We start from the raw sequence: 16,021 nt of genomic DNA, 5'->3' as shown, positions 1-16,021 counted from the left end.
AGGCGTGCAAATATAATCTTTTATTCTTTACTATTCATATAATATATAAAGATTTTATCCTATTAAAACAATTAGGATATCAAGCAAAAAGACCATTTTATCAACCAACAAGATTAATGTTGTTTGCGAATTTCCGCTCTTTTTATTTTCCCGCTAATCGTTTTAGGCAACTCGTCCACAAATTCGATAATACGTGGATATTTATACGGAGCGGTAACCTTTTTAACATGATTCTGAATTTCATGTTTAAGATGATCATCCGCCTTATCTTTATAATTCTGAGACAAAACGATTGTGGCTTTCACCACTTGTCCTCTAATATCATCAGGAACTCCTGTTATAGCGCATTCTACAACAGCCGGATGAGTCATCAGTGCACTTTCAACTTCAAAAGGTCCGATACGGTAACCCGAACTTTTGATCACATCATCGATACGACCTACAAACCAATAGTAACCGTCTTCGTCTCTCCAAGCCATGTCACCCGTATGGTATATATTATCCTTATAGACTTGCTTTGTCAGATTTTCATCTTTATAATATCCCATAAACAAGCCCAAAGGTTTCCATCTGTCCGTTTTGAGAACAACCTCTCCTACTTCACCATCCTCTACAGGATGCCCATCGGCTGCAATCAGACTCATGTCATAAGCCGGATTAGGGACACCCATAGCTCCAGGTTTAGGATCCATCCAAGGGAATGTTACTATCGTAGGCGTCGTTTCTGTTTGCCCGAAAGCTTCCATCATTTTTATTCCCGTAGCTTTATAGAAAGCTTCGTAAACCGATGGATTAAGTGCTTCACCTGCTGTTGTCGCATATTTCAAAGAAGATAAATCATACAAAGACATATCTTCACGTATCATAAAACGATAGATAGTAGGAGGTGCACAGAATGATGTTATTTTATAGTCTTGTATTAGTTCTAACATGGTAGCAGGGTGGAACTTCTCATGATCGTAAACCATTACACACGCACCAACGATCCATTGCCCATACAATTTCCCCCATACAGCCTTTCCCCAACCGGTATCTGCAACAGTAAGGTGCAGACTATCTTCGTTCAGGTTATGCCAATATTTAGCTGTCACAATATGTCCTAGAGGATAAGTAAAATTATGGATCACCATTTTAGGATCGCCCGTAGTACCTGAAGTGAAATAAAGCAATGATATATCTTCATTTGAGTTTACTCTCTCAGGTCTGATAAATGGTTTTGCATTATCCAATCCTTCTTTAAAGCTCAACCAACCTTCACGCAATCCCTCTCCGCATGCAATACGATGTTTAACAGATGGCGATTCGTTCATTGCATCATCTACATGCTGCATTATTTCTTTATCTGCAACACACACAATTGCTTTTATATCAGCAGCATTGTTCCGATAGACAATATCTTTCTTGGTCAGTAAATGTGTAGCAGGGATAGCTACAGCGCCAATTTTATGCAGTGCTATGATCGAAAACCAAAATTCGTAACGACGTTTAAGGATAAGCATCACCATATCACCTTTACCAATGCCCAATGACTGGAAATACGATGCAGCTTTATCACTTTCGTCTTTTATCTCTTTGAATGTAAAATCAATGTGTTCACCTTGGTCATTAACCCAACACATTGCTCTTTTTTCAGGGTTTATTTTAGCCCATTCATCTACTATATCGTATCCAAAATTGAAGTTTTCAGGTATTTCGACATGGAAATTTTCTTTAAAATCTTGAGTAGATGTAAAATGAGTTTGTTTTAAAAATTTCTCTAACATGAGTTAGTATTTAGTATTATATTAGTTCTATATCTTTGGTTGCTCAACAATTACAACACAACTGCTATAAATCGGACTTTCTTTCCGTCCAAGGCTTTCATTCCATGAGGCAATTCCGAGTTGAAATAGATACTATCACCTTCCTCCAGAATCAAGTCTTTTCCATTTATTTGTAGAAGCATACGTCCTTCGAGCACCAGATTAAATTCTTGTCCGACATGGCTATTCTTATTAATTTTAACGGTTTCGTCTTTAGGTTCTACCGTTACTTCAAAAATTTCTGCTTTTTTCTTATTAAAGCCTCCTGCCAATGATTGATATTTATAAGCTTCCACACGATTTACAGCAGGCCCTCTTCCCTTGCGGGTCAAGAAATAACTACTCATACGCGGCTCGTCAGCAAACATTAGTTCAGACACATCTATATTATGCTTAGAAGCTATAGATTTCAGCAAACTAATCGTCAAATCTTTTTCACCAGCTTCATACATCAAATACTCAGACAAGGGAATATCGCACGATTGAGCAAATTCCTCTACAGACATATCCAAAGCTTCGCGAAGACCTTTCAGTCGTTGGCCTATTTCTTCTATATCCTTACTCATTATTTATTGTTTTATTCGTCTCTTCATTTTTCACTACAGGCGTAGTCACCAATTGTTGCATCATCTTTGGCAAAGTCGTTTTGAATTCGAGTATTTCACCTGTAGTAGGATGCTTCAACACGATCTCTTTAGCATGAAGTGCAATACGCTTTATAGGATTATTGCTTGCTCCATATTTTTTATCTCCGACAATGGGATGTCCTATCGATTGCATTTGTACACGCAACTGGTTTTTCCTCCTAGTTTCCAGCTCAAAATCAACCATTGTATATCTTCCAATAGTTTTCACTGCGCGGTAATGTGTTATCGCCTCTAATCCTCCATTATCTGTAGAAGACGCAAACATTACAAAGTTTTTATTTTCGGTCAACCAAGACACAACAGTTCCCTTATTTTCTCTTAGTTTCCCTTCTACAACACCTGTATAAATAAATTTTTGAACTAGCAATCCCCAGTTTTTCTGGAACATTTCTTGTAATTCTGCACTCTTGGCAAAAATCATCAATCCCGAAATTTCTCTATCTAAACGATGAAGGACAAAAACACGTGAATTCTTATTTCTTCTTTTCACGTACTCATTCAGTACACCATAAACTGTACGCTGCTTCTCTTTATCTGTAGAAACAGATAGAAATCCTACTTCTTTATCTATTACGATTAAATCATCGTCTTCAAAGATTATTTTCAGACCTGTTAGTTTCTTTTCTTTTCTGGTCTGATCAAATTTCATCACAGCAACCCAATCTCCTGGTTTCAGTTCTTGATCAAACTGAGTTACCAACTTTCCATTAACTTTTATTTGTTTGTGGCTTAATAGAGATTTAATTGCATTTCTGCTTTTTCTTACTTGTTTATCGATAAGGAAGTCTAGCAATACAGCCGGACTTGACACTTTAATTTCCTGTAAAACTTTATCTTTAGGTAATCTTCCCATTGGTTTCAATATAGTATAATATACAGCGACAAAGGTAAGTGTTTTTATTTGAAGCTTATTGCCATTTTTGTTTTAAATATAAAAGCATGTATAAAATAATAGACCATTTTTTACAATAAAACGGACGATATGCTGATAAAAAGTTTTGAACGAAAACAGATAGAATAGACAATAGTCTGCTTTTTTTTACTAATTTTGCAGGCTGAAATTTATTGCTTATTAAACTATATAATAAATATAAGAAATGAAAGCATTTGTATTTCCAGGGCAAGGAGCTCAATTTGTAGGAATGGGAAAAGACCTTTACGAAACGTCTCCTCTAGCCAAAGAAATGTTTGAAAAGGCAAACGAAATTCTTGGATTTCGTATCACAGACTTAATGTTTGCCGGCACTGATGAAGATCTTCGCCAAACAAAAGTTACACAACCTGCAATATTCCTTCACTCTGTTATTTTAGCTAAAACGATGGGTGAAGAGTTTAAGCCAGATATGGTTGCCGGACACTCGCTTGGTGAATTTTCGGCTCTAGTTGCAGCAAACGCATTATCTTTCGAAGATGGTCTAAAGCTTGTATATAAGAGAGCATTAGCAATGCAAAAAGCATGTGAAATGAACCCGTCAACAATGGCTGCGGTTCTTGCTCTTCCAGACGAAAAGGTAGAGGAAGTATGCGCTACTATTACAGACGAAGTAGTAGTTCCTGCCAACTACAACTGTCCGGGACAAATCGTAATTTCAGGTTCTAATGCGGGTATTGACAGAGCTTGTGAGTTATTACTTGAGGCTGGTGCCAAACGTGCATTAAAGCTAAAAGTAGGTGGAGCATTCCACTCTCCTCTTATGGAACCTGCAAAAGTAGAGTTATCCGAAGCTATCAATGCTACAACAATATCTACACCAACATGTCCTGTTTACCAGAACGTATCAACTGTAGGCGAAACTGATCCGGATACAATCAAAGCAAACTTAATAGCTCAGTTAACAGCTCCTGTAAAATGGACTCAATCGGTAGAACATATGGTAGCCGATGGTGCTAATGAATTTATTGAATTAGGACCAGGAAACGTATTACAAGGATTAGTTAAGAAAATAGCATCTAACGTTATTACAAGCGGAAAGCAATAACACTAATATACTAGATAAATTTAATGAGCTATAAGGTTAGTTATCTCAATAACTTACTTATAGCTCATTGTCATAAAAATAACAGATATGGCTTTTTTTACAGGGAACAAACCAAGCGATACACAAGACAACAAGTCTAAGAATGTATTTCTATTCGAACTGACACCTAAGAATATCCTTATCACCGGAGCAAATGGTCAATTAGGCAACGAGATAAGAAGAAATGTAGCAAATCATGAAAACAACTTTCGTTTCTTTTTCACTGATGTTGCAGAATTAGACATTACTAATCTTGAAGCGGTTGAACGTTTCATCAAAGAAAACAATATTAGCTATATCGTGAATTGTGCTGCTTATACAGCGGTTGACAAAGCTGAAGATGACATAGAACTTTGCTATAAAATCAATAAAGACGCTGTCATCAACCTCGGTGTTGCAGCTTCTAACAACAATGCTAAGGTAATACATGTATCGACTGATTACGTGTACGACGGAACAGCAACAGCGCCTTACTCAGAAAATGATGCTGTTAATCCACAGTCTGTATATGGTAAATCAAAATACGAGGGAGAAGTAGGATTACTCCGAGTTTGCCCAGAAAGTATCATCATGCGTACGGCATGGCTGTATTCCATATTTGGGAATAACTTTGTGAAAACAATGATTAAATATGGCAAAGAAAGAGATTCTTTAAATGTTGTTGCAGACCAAAAAGGAAGCCCTACGAATGCAGGTGACTTAGCTAAGGCTATCATTCAAATACTAGATTACAGCGAAGCTAAAACCTTCGAGAAAGGAGTTTACCATTACTCTAACGAAGGAGCTACTACTTGGTACGATTTCACAGTAATGATACACAAGTATGCCGGTATTACAGATTGTAGGGTAAACCCGATCACAACAGATCAATACCCTACAAAAGCTACAAGACCCCAATATAGTGTATTGGATAAAAGTAAGATAAAAGATACGTTCAAAATTAGTATACCCAAATGGGAAGATAGCTTGGCGATTTGCATTAAAGAGCTATCTGAAATAAATTGAATAGAAAGTTTAAGATAAAATAAGGAAGCATACCCTATTGCATGAAGATAAGGTTGTGCTTTCTTTATTTTTTTTAGTATTTTTGCGTCTCCATTAAAAATCAACAATGAGCGAACTAAAGAAAGAGATTCTTAAAAGGCGAACTTTTGCCATTATAAGCCACCCCGATGCGGGTAAAACTACTCTTACAGAGAAATTATTATTATTTGGAGGTGCTATACACGTAGCAGGAGCTGTAAAATCGAATAAGATAAAGAAAACAGCAACATCCGACTGGATGGAAATAGAAAAGCAACGTGGAATTTCCGTAGCAACCTCTGTTATGGGATTCGAATATAACGATCACAAAATAAACATTCTGGACACACCCGGTCACCAAGACTTTGCGGAAGATACATACAGAACACTTACTGCTGTAGATAGCGTTATTATCGTCGTAGACTCAGCCAAAGGGGTGGAAATGCAAACCCGAAAGCTGATGGAGGTATGTCGTATGCGTCGTACTCCTGTTATGATATTTGTCAACAAGATGGACAGGGACGGTAGAGATCCGTTTGAGCTACTTGATGAACTGGAAGAGGAATTAAAAATTAATGTTCGCCCTTTAAGCTGGCCTATCGATCGTGGTCAAAGCTTTAAAGGAGTTTACAATATATATGAAGAATGCCTAGATCTATACACCCCTAACAAACAAAAGGTGACAGAATCTATCGCATTTAAAGATATAAGCAGCCCCGATCTCGAAGGACATATAGGGAATAAACTTGCAGCTAAACTGAGAGAAGACATTGAGCTTATCGAAGGTGTGTATCCGGAACTGGATATAGAAACGTACCTCAAAGGAGAGATTGCTCCTGTATTCTTCGGCTCTGCTCTAAATAACTTTGGAGTAAAGGAACTTCTTGATTGTTTTATTGAAATAGCTCCATCGCCAAGACCAATAGAAGCAATAGAACGCGTAGTAAGACCAGAAGAAAATGCTTTTACAGGATTTATTTTCAAAATACATGCGAATATGGATCCAAATCACCGCTCATGTATTGCCTTTGTAAAAATATGCTCCGGTAAGTTTGAACGTAATATGAACTATAAACATATACGCTTGAACAGGCTGATGAAATTCTCGTCTCCTACAGCCTTTATGGCGCAGAAAAAAGAAACTGTGGATGAGGCTTTTGCCGGCGACATTATCGGACTTCCAGATACGGGGAACTTCAAGATTGGAGATACGCTTACTGCCGGAGAAGACTTACATTTCAAAGGTTTACCTAGCTTCTCTCCTGAAATGTTTAAATACATCGAGAATGCAGATCCGATGAAAGCGAAGCAACTTCAAAAAGGAATCGACCAGCTTATGGACGAAGGGGTAGCACAGTTATTTGTCAATCAGTTTAATGGTAGAAAGATCATTGGTACAGTTGGTCAACTACAGTTTGAGGTTATTCAATATCGTCTGCTACATGAATATGGAGCACAATGTCGTTGGGAACCTATAAGCCTTTACAAGGCTTGCTGGATAGAAAGTGATAACTACGAGCAACTTCAGGACTTCAAAAAAAGAAAGGCTCAATACATGGCTGTTGACAAAGAAGGACGTGATGTGTTCTTAGCCGACTCTGGCTACGTACTATCAATGGCTCAACAAGACTATAGTGATATTAAGTTCCATTTTACATCTGAATTTTAACAATGACAAGCTATAACCTGATATTGAACGAAAAATATAAACATCTCGAAGGTTTTATTAAAGACCTTCCTTCCTTGTTTATGGAATCAGGTGAGATAATTTATTCAGGTCGTAATCTGATCAAAATATTTGAAATAAAAGGCTTGACTGTAAATGTAAAAGCTTTTAAGAAGCCTTTCCTCATTAATCAGATAGCCTATTCTACCTTCAGAAAATCAAAAGCCAAACGATCTTTTATTTATGCTTCGATGCTGAAAGAAAAGGACTTTGAAACTCCTGACCCGATTGCATTCATTGAGTTTAGAAAATTTGGTCTTCTCAAAGAAGCTTACTATATATCATTGCATGAAGAGTTTGATGGTATGCTAAGAGAACTTGTAAGAGGATCTCTGAGCGATCATCAGGAACTTATTCAACAATTTGCCAACTATACAGCACAACTACACGAAAGCCAGATACTTCATCTTGACTACTCTCCTGGAAACATTCTTTATAAAAAAGAGAATAATAAATATATATTCTACCTCGTTGACTTAAATAGAATGCGATTTAACAAATCGGTTGGGCTAGACAAAGCTTGCTTCAATTTCAGGAGGCTATGGGGCAGCGATGAAATGCTCACTCTTTTTGCTAAAGAATATGCAAAAGCCAGAAGGATGGATGAAGCTAAATGTATAGAGAAAACATTGAAGTATCACAAAAAGTTTTGGGACGACTATCGTAAAAAACGCTCTGACGCAAGTCCGTACAGAGGTTAAACTACAAGGATATGAAAATAGGATTTGATGCGAAACGAGCTGTGTCTAATTTTACAGGATTGGGCAATTATAGCCGCTTTGTAATATCTAATCTTTTAAAGTTTAACCCGACCAATACATATGTGCTTTTTACCGAAAAACTTCCCAAAGTTCCTATAAAGCATATACCTCAAAACAGTGTAAAATTTGCTATAAAAACGACGCGTAAACCTTTCTGGAGATCATGGGGAATTATTAATAGTATCAAAAAGAATGATATTGAAATTTATCACGGGCTAAGTAATGAGTTACCTTTTAGTATTAAGCGAACCAGTCTAAAAAGTGTTGTTACAATACATGACCTAATCTTCATTAAATACCCGAAATTTTACCCTGCTATAGATCGATTTATTTACAATATAAAAGCAAAGTATGCCTGCAAAGTTGCTGACAAAATTATTGCTGTCAGCGAATGTACCAAAAGAGATATTATAAAACACTATAAAATTCCTGCACCAAATATTGAGGTTGTTTACCAAGGTTGTGCTTCTGTTTTCAAAGAAAAAGTCAGAGATGAGCAGAAAATCAAAACCAGGAACAAATATAATCTTCCAGATGAATTTTTACTTTCTGTTGGGAGTATCGAAGAACGAAAGAATATATTACTAATCGTAAAAGCACTTAAACTAATTCCTGACATTCACTTTGTAGCTATTGGAAAGCAAAGAAAATATGCTCAGGAAGTCATTAAGTACGCAAAAGAACATAATCTATCTGATCGATTACATATAATAAGTGATGTTCCTTTCGAAGATCTTCCTGTTATAATGCAATCTGCTACCATGTTCATATATCCGTCATTGTATGAAGGTTTTGGCATCCCTATCATAGAGGCATTACATTCAGGTATCCCTGTTATAGGAGCTACTGGATCGTGCTTAGAAGAAGCCGGAGGCCCCCACTCTATCTATGTAAATCCTCATAACGAGGAGGAACTAGCATATGAAGTCAATCAATTGCTAAAAGATGAAGACAAAAGAAAAACGATGGTAGAAAAGGGACTAGAGTATGTACAACGTTTTTCGGATGAAGCTTGCACAAAAGATATGATCGAAGTCTATAATAAGTTATTTTCCTAGCACCTTTTTATAAACATTGTAATAATCGTCTGCACATCTATCCCAACTAAAGAAAGATGCATGCTCTTTTATCGCAGCATACCTATCATTAGCTGTATAATCGCTCATCCCTCCTTTAAAGATCTGACGCATGTGGTCAATATCGAAATTATCAAAGAAATAAGCATATTTCCCTCCAACTTCGGGCAATGAAGTCAACGAAGAAAGAAAAACTGGTTTACCAAAATACATGGCCTCAATAACAGGTATTCCAAATCCTTCGGCTAGGGATGGGAACATAAATGCAGTACAGTTTTTAAAGTACCAGCATTTGTCTCTATATGGTATTGTTCCTACTATTTTCACCCGATCTTCAACATTAAAAGACTTCGCAATATCTAGTATTTTTTCTTTATAGTCTTTATTCGTTTTACCTGCTATAATTAATTCAAAGTCTTTACCAACAAGTAGCCCCGGCAATACATGGAAATTCTTTTTTGGAATAACTGTTCCTATAGAAAACAGAAACTTTTTAGTTGGTTTATAAGATGGATTATCAAAATTCTCAAAATCGAGTATCTGGCAACCATTGTAAATAACATCAATAGGCTTATCTCCTACTGACAGATTTTCTAAAATATCTTTCTTTACATAGTTAGATATAGTTACAATGCGGTCTACTCTATCAATATTTTTTTGTACGAGCTTCAAATAATCTTTAATCCGACTATTTCTTCCTTGTTTTTCATAAAGGAAATTCAGATCATGGATTGTCAGCAGCCTTTTTATTTTTTTATTACCGGAAATATATTGAGAAAGCTGATCTGTTGTATGCATCAAATCTGCATTCAGTCTCGCAGGAAAAAACTTATGTAATTCTTTTTGAGTAATCTCTTTCCTATCGTCTCCAAAAACACCACTACAAGACGATGGCAGATAATAAATTAAATTTTCTTTATTTATCTTTTTTTGTAAAGCAAAACCTAGTTGATAACAATATTCATAAAGCCCTGTGTAAGGATGCTTCATTCGTTCACAATCTAAAATAATATTCATATCTACAAAGGTTATATACTAAAAAATAGTATCAGGTAAATATTCGGATTCTTACTTTATAAAATCCTCAATATGAAACATTTTATATTTTTTATTCGAGGATATTTCTACATATTCCTGCTTTAAAGTAAGTTCTTTTATTTTATCCAATGAGATTTCGGTAAAAGCTATATTCACTCCGACAAAGAGTAAAATACCGGAATAAAATTCAGTCCGCTCTATTTCTTTTTCAAAGGGAAAAACATCTGTAATATGATGTTCCTCATCCATTTCTACAATGTAGTTCTTGAGTAAAATGTCTGGTTCGATATAGACATAATGTGAAAAATAACGGGTTCTCACGATTAATTTCTTTTTATTCTTTCACTATCTCTACTACGCTTCAATATAGGACTTTTATTTACATCATCTCTTGATAGTACAGGAATATCGTCTTCGCTTTTAGAAGTATCAAGACTCTTAGTTTCTGTACTATTTATATCTTTCCTTACGGACTCTATTGAACCCTGATTGGGTCTAATCCGTTCTCTTCTTACAGGCTCTTTAATGACAGAAGGAGCCATTATATCATCATCGTAAAAAATAGAATCTGAATAAGAGACATTATAGAATAAGACATTGGAGGTAGCTCCTTCTACCTTGTTTCTCATATATATATATCCTGACACTTCTTTCAGTAAGCTATCCGGAAGTTCGGGCTTCTTTAATACAGTTCTTGCATTCTCGTCTATAGAGAATGTATTTCTGATTAATGTATCTTTGTATGTATAATATATTGCAGCTTCAACATCCTGAAGCTTATTTATCCCCTGAACATTGAAAGCAATATTAAAACTTTTCATATCCAAAGTCTTTCTTTTAACAGAGTCTATCTCAAAAGAAATTAAAGGTGAAGATTCTGTCAGATAGAAAAACGGAGGAATTATATATTTACTCCAATCGCGAACATTCTTATTTAGGTGATTGCGACGGGCTTCAACAGTATCATAGTCTGTTTTAAGTCTTTCGGCAACCTCATCGTTTATATCAATGTAAATATTGATATTATCAGAATACCATATTAAAGATGAATCTAAGTCCGCCTGAGATATTTTATGCTTTTTTAGAATACCTTCTATTACCTGATCTTTCTTATCGTCTGAAGTAAAATCAGTATTCATTTTAAAAACAGCTTGTGCTAATTGAATATCATATAATACGTCTGTCATTTTTTCCTCCGACAAGACATAGCTAGGTCTCCGACTGCATGCAGTCAGTAATATGAAAGAAAAAATTATCGTATATATGAGATAGCGTTGCATTACAATTAAGCTTGTTCTTTTTTCTCTAAAGATAGAGCCAATGTCTTACGATAAAATATTAATAATAAAGCAATCCCTACAGTAATTGCAGAATCAGCTATATTAAATATCGGGCTGAAGAATATAAAGTCTTCTCCACCCCATTTAGGAAACCAATCGGGGAAAGTTCCTTCTATTAAAGGGAAATACAACATATCTACCACTTTACCATGCAACCAGCTTGAATACCCTTCTCCTAGAGGCACAAAAGATGCTACATGTCCTTGATAGCTTGCTGAAAATATTTCTCCATAAAAAACACTATCAATTATGTTGCCGAAAGCTCCGGCTAAAATGAGTGCAATACAAGCAACATACCCTTTCTGGTATCCTTGCTTAACCAATAGATGAAGATAATATCCGATAAAACCGATAGCTACAATACGAAACAGTGTCAAAAAGAGTTTTCCTGCCGATTTAGCTTCTCCGCTTCCCAGTTCCAAGCCAAAAGCCATCCCCGGATTTTCTACAAAGTAAATTTTAAACCAACTAAACACCTCTATACTTTCATAGAGAGACATATTCGTTTTTACCCAAATTTTTGATACTTGATCTATAACTATAACCAATACTATAACCAATATAGCAATCAGTCCTCGATTATCTTTCATACTTAGTTTATATCCTCAAAGAAAGCGAAGAAAAAACAGTACTACATTCAGACTATTTTTTCTTCCTTTCTCAATTTTTATTTTAATTATCTTACTCCGCTATTTTTAGCTTCAATACTTAATGTAGCATGCGGTACTGCTCGTAAGCGCTCTTTAGGAATTAGCTTACCTGTTTCGCGACAAATGCCATAAGTTTTATTTTCGATACGAATAAGAGCAGACTGTAAGTTTTGTATAAACTTCATTTGACGTTGAGCCAAACGACCTGCTTCTTCTTTCGATAGCGTAGATGCTCCTTCTTCCAATACTTTAAAAGTCGGAGATGTATCCGCAACATCATTACCGTCAGCATTAGTCATTGCTGCTCTTAGCTCTTCATATTCCTTTTTAGCTTTGTTGAGTTTTTCAAGGATAATGTCACGGAATTCAACCAGTTCCTCATCTGAGTATCTTGTTTTTTCTGCCATAACTTCAATTTTTTAATACGTTAACACCCTGTTTTATTTTTACTAAGATAATTCTTTTTATCAGACTTTCTCAATATTGATCTGTAAAATATAATCATCCATGTCTATATCTTGACCATTTTTCACATCTGTCAAGATAATCTCGTCAGCAAGAACTTGCGACGATATGTAGTATTTAAAGTCTGCAACTGTTTCTCTGATTTGTTCTTTATCTGATATTTGTATTTTTATTCTGTCTACAATATCAAAACCACTCGATTTTCTAATATTCTGTATACGGTTTACCAATTCACGGGCAATACCTTCTTTTCTCAAATCGTCTGTAATAGTAACGTCTAGCGCAACTGTCAGTTTTCCAGCATTTGCAACCAACCAACCCGGAATATCTTCTGATATGATCTCAACATCTGCCAATTCTATTACAGCAGATTGTCCATCAATATCAAACTTGAATGTTCCTTCTTTTTCGAATTGAACGATATTTTCTTGAGTCATATTCTGAACCTCAGCTGCAAGCTGTTTCATTATCTTACCATAACGAGGTCCTAGCTTTTTAAAGTCCGGTTTAACTTTCTTCACCAAGATACCGGCTGCACTATCCACATAGTTCAATTCTTTAACATTCACCTCCCCAAGAATCAAATCGCGGACAGCTTCTATATCGTCACGTTGTTGTTCGTTCAATATAGGCACCATTATTTGAGTAAGCGGTTGGCGAACTTTGATGCTCTCCTTACGACGCAATGCTAATACAGCTGAGGAGATATCCTGAGCTATCTGCATACGCTCTTCTAGTGTTTTATCAATCACACTTGCATCATATTTAGGAAAATCGGCTAAATGAACTGACGAAGCCTTATCTCTTCCTGTAACAGAAACTAGATCTGTGAATAGCTTATCTGCATAGAAAGGAGCGATAGGCGCCATTAGTTTAGCTACTGTTTCCAAGCAAGTATATAGTGTTTGATATGCTGACAATTTATCTGGAGTCATTCCCCCACCCCAGAAACGTTTTCTGTTCAGGCGAACATACCAGTTACTCAAGTTGTCGTTTACAAAATCTGAAATCGCACGACCTGCTTTTGTTGGTTCATACGCCTCGTAATACTCATCTACATCTTTTACCAATGTATTCAATAAAGAAATAATCCAACGATCGATTTCTGGCCGTTGCGACATAGGTATTTCATCTTCTGCAAATGCGAATTTATCTACATTGGCATACAATGAGAAGAATGAATATGTATTATACAGTGTTCCGAAGAATTTACGACGAACTTCTTCAACCCCTTCTATATCAAATTTCAGGTTATCCCAAGGCGAAGCATTTGTAATCATATACCAGCGCAATGGGTCTGAACCATATTGTTCGATAGTGGAGAATGGATCAATTGCATTACCTAAACGTTTAGACATCTTCATACCATTCTTATCTAAAACAAGACCATTAGAGATCACATTTTTGAATGATATGCTATCTTTAAACATGGTAGATATAGCATGCAACGTGAAGAACCATCCACGAGTTTGGTCTACTCCTTCTGCTATAAAATCCGCAGGGTAAACCTTATTAAATTCCTCCTCGCTTATGTTCGGATAGAACACTTGCGCAAATGGCATTGCCCCTGAGTCGAACCAAACATCGATCAGGTCAGTTTCACGTTTCATTGGCTGACCAGAGTCTGACACTAATATAATATCATCTACATACGGACGATGTAGGTCTATTTTCTCATAATTAGCTTTATCCAAATTTCCTATTTCGAAGCCTTTCCAAGGTATTTCTTTCATGAAGCCGGCATCAACAGCTTTCTGCATTTCTTCGTACAGTTCTTTTACCGAACCAATACATTTCTCTTCTTTTCCATCTTCTGTTCGCCAGATTGGAAGAGGTGTTCCCCAATAACGACTACGGCTTAGGTTCCAGTCCTGAAGGTTTTCTAACCATTTTCCGAAACGACCTGTTCCTGTCGATTGAGGCTTCCAGTTGATTGTATTATTCAGCTCAATCAAACGTTCACGAGCCGCTGTTGTACGTATAAACCAGCTATCCAAAGGATAGTAAAGAATTGGTTTATCGGTACGCCAACAGTGCGGATAGTTATGCACATGACGTTCTATTTTAAATGCTCTGTTTTGCAGTTTCAACATTACACTAAGATCTACATCCAGTGTGGCTGCATCAAAAGGCAATGTTTCATCGTATTCATTTTTCACATAGCGTCCTGCAAATTCTTTGTATAGATCAACGTTTACTTTTTCTTTTACAAAATCAGCATCCAGTTCTTCTATAGGGAAGAATTTACCCGTAAGGTCAACCATAGGGCGAATATTACCGTCCTTATCGATTAACAACATAGCAGGCACATCATTAATTTTAGCTACTTTAGCATCATCTGCTCCGAATGTAGGAGCAATATGAACTATCCCTGTACCATCTTCAGTAGTTACAAAGTCTCCAGGTATCACACGGAAAGCTCCTTCACCCGGATTTACCCAAGGGATTAGTTGCTCATACTCCATACCTACCAGATCTTTTCCTTTATACTCTGCTACAATCTTGTAAGGGACAAGTTTATCCCCCTCTTTATAATCTTCCAAAGCAATATCTTTTGCTTTTTCGTTAAACAGACTATAGAAAAGAGATTTAGCCAGTACTACCGTTATTGGCTTAGCTGTATATGGATTATATGTTTGTACAGACACATATTCAATCTCTGGTCCTACAGCCAATGCTGTATTGGAAGGTAATGTCCAAGGTGTAGTAGTCCATGCCAAGAAGAAAGCTTCTCCAAACTGAGCCATTTCTTCTTTCGGATTCTTCATCTTGAACTGAGCCACACAAGTCGTGTCTTTTACATCACGATATGCACCGGGTTGGTTTAGTTCGTGTGTACTAAGTCCTGTTCCCGCAGCAGGAGAATATGGCTGTATAGTATATCCTTTGTACAGATATCCTTTTTTGTATAATTCTTTTAGCAAGAACCAAAGTGTTTCTATATAGCGGCTATCGTAAGTGATATAAGGGTCTTTCATATCTACCCAGTATCCCATCATACGAGTAAGGTTTTCCCATTCTCCCGTATACTTCATCACTTCCTTGCGACAAGCATCGTTATATTCCTGAACAGATATTTTTTTACCAATATCTTCTTTGGTTATACCAAGCATTTTTTCTACTCCCAGTTCTACGGGTAGACCGTGAGTATCCCATCCCGCTTTACGGTTAACAAGAAAGCCTTTCATCGTTTTGTAACGACAGAAAATATCCTTTACCGAACGAGCCATTACATGGTGAATACCCGGCATTCCATTTGCTGAAGGCGGACCTTCGTAAAAAACAAATGACGGTGCGCCTGCACGTAAATCAAGACTTTGTTGGAATACATTTTCTTTATCCCATTTCTCTAATATTTCTTTATTAATATCAGATAGATTGAACTTGTTATATTCTGAAAACTGTTTAGTCATAATGAGTATAAAACATGCTTTTAAAAATTGAGGACAAATATAGTGAAAAGTTACGAGTTATA

At 36.3% G+C, this 16,021-nt stretch carries 14 protein-coding genes; 5 read left to right on the top strand and 9 right to left on the bottom strand.

Annotation, left to right across the window (positions count from 1 at the left end; all coding sequences use genetic code 11):
• Nucleotides 1-113: 113 nt before the first annotated feature.
• The 3 genes from DHU68_RS06200 to DHU68_RS06190 are packed head-to-tail and all read right to left on the bottom strand — an operon-like array spanning nt 114 to nt 3,302.
• Nucleotides 114-1,763: an AMP-binding protein gene (locus tag DHU68_RS06200; protein ID WP_108822102.1), complete on the bottom strand. Its 1,650-nt coding sequence runs from the start codon at nt 1,761-1,763 to the stop codon at nt 114-116.
• Between the two features lie 50 nt (nt 1,764-1,813).
• Entirely contained in the window at nt 1,814-2,368 is a 555-nt protein-coding gene (locus DHU68_RS06195; protein WP_108822101.1) for a helix-turn-helix domain-containing protein, read from the bottom strand.
• Entirely contained in the window at nt 2,361-3,302 is a 942-nt protein-coding gene (locus DHU68_RS06190; RefSeq protein WP_108822100.1) for an RluA family pseudouridine synthase, read from the bottom strand. Before DHU68_RS06190 ends, DHU68_RS06195 begins: the two co-directional genes overlap by 8 nt.
• A gap of 244 nt (nt 3,303-3,546) precedes the next feature.
• Between DHU68_RS06190 and fabD the strand changes: the two genes are divergently transcribed.
• The 5 genes from fabD (at nt 3,547) to DHU68_RS06165 (ending at nt 9,035) form a co-directional block, all read left to right on the top strand.
• Complete coding sequence (gene fabD, locus DHU68_RS06185) at nt 3,547-4,428, top strand: ACP S-malonyltransferase (protein WP_108822099.1); 882 nt, start codon at nt 3,547-3,549, stop codon at nt 4,426-4,428.
• 87 nt (nt 4,429-4,515) lie between these two features.
• Nucleotides 4,516-5,472, top strand: coding sequence for a dTDP-4-dehydrorhamnose reductase (gene rfbD, locus DHU68_RS06180; protein WP_108822098.1), 957 nt, complete (start codon nt 4,516-4,518; stop codon nt 5,470-5,472).
• Nucleotides 5,473-5,578: 106 nt separating this feature from the next.
• Nucleotides 5,579-7,159 carry a peptide chain release factor 3 gene (locus DHU68_RS06175; RefSeq protein WP_108822097.1) on the top strand — a complete coding sequence of 527 codons (1,581 nt, stop codon included), beginning with the start codon at nt 5,579-5,581 and terminating at the stop codon, nt 7,157-7,159.
• Between the two features lie 2 nt (nt 7,160-7,161).
• Nucleotides 7,162-7,917 (top strand): lipopolysaccharide kinase InaA family protein, encoded by a 756-nt coding sequence (locus DHU68_RS06170; protein WP_108822096.1) that lies wholly within the window; start codon nt 7,162-7,164, stop codon nt 7,915-7,917.
• Between the two features lie 11 nt (nt 7,918-7,928).
• Nucleotides 7,929-9,035 (top strand): glycosyltransferase family 1 protein, encoded by a 1,107-nt coding sequence (locus tag DHU68_RS06165; protein ID WP_108822095.1) that lies wholly within the window; start codon nt 7,929-7,931, stop codon nt 9,033-9,035.
• On the opposite strand, the gene DHU68_RS06160 is transcribed toward DHU68_RS06165, so the two are convergent.
• The 6 genes from DHU68_RS06160 to ileS form a co-directional block, all read right to left on the bottom strand.
• Nucleotides 9,024-10,070, bottom strand: coding sequence for a glycosyltransferase family 1 protein (locus tag DHU68_RS06160; RefSeq protein WP_108822094.1), 1,047 nt, complete (start codon nt 10,068-10,070; stop codon nt 9,024-9,026). The two genes, DHU68_RS06165 and DHU68_RS06160, sit on opposite strands and share 12 nt — an antisense overlap.
• Before the next feature lie 51 nt (nt 10,071-10,121).
• Complete coding sequence (locus DHU68_RS06155; RefSeq protein ID WP_160111087.1) at nt 10,122-10,412, bottom strand: hypothetical protein; 291 nt, start codon at nt 10,410-10,412, stop codon at nt 10,122-10,124.
• A gap of 2 nt (nt 10,413-10,414) precedes the next feature.
• Nucleotides 10,415-11,371, bottom strand: a complete 957-nt coding sequence (locus DHU68_RS06150) for a DUF4296 domain-containing protein (protein ID WP_108822092.1) — start codon at nt 11,369-11,371, stop codon at nt 10,415-10,417.
• Between the two features lie 5 nt (nt 11,372-11,376).
• Nucleotides 11,377-12,021 (bottom strand): lipoprotein signal peptidase, encoded by a 645-nt coding sequence (locus DHU68_RS06145; protein ID WP_108822091.1) that lies wholly within the window; start codon nt 12,019-12,021, stop codon nt 11,377-11,379.
• A gap of 86 nt (nt 12,022-12,107) precedes the next feature.
• A complete protein-coding gene (locus tag DHU68_RS06140; protein ID WP_108822090.1) occupies nt 12,108-12,488 on the bottom strand; it encodes a TraR/DksA C4-type zinc finger protein in 381 nt (126 codons plus the stop codon).
• Nucleotides 12,489-12,548: 60 nt separating this feature from the next.
• Nucleotides 12,549-15,959: an isoleucine--tRNA ligase gene (gene ileS, locus DHU68_RS06135; RefSeq protein WP_108822089.1), complete on the bottom strand. Its 3,411-nt coding sequence runs from the start codon at nt 15,957-15,959 to the stop codon at nt 12,549-12,551.
• Nucleotides 15,960-16,021: the final 62 nt, after the last annotated feature.

The organism is Dysgonomonas sp. Marseille-P4361, assembly GCF_900343125.1.
In the GTDB taxonomy this organism is placed as follows: Bacteria; Bacteroidota; Bacteroidia; order Bacteroidales; family Dysgonomonadaceae; genus Dysgonomonas.
The sequence above is the reverse complement of the archived record's forward strand: the minus strand, read 5'-3'. Positions and strand labels throughout refer to the sequence as shown.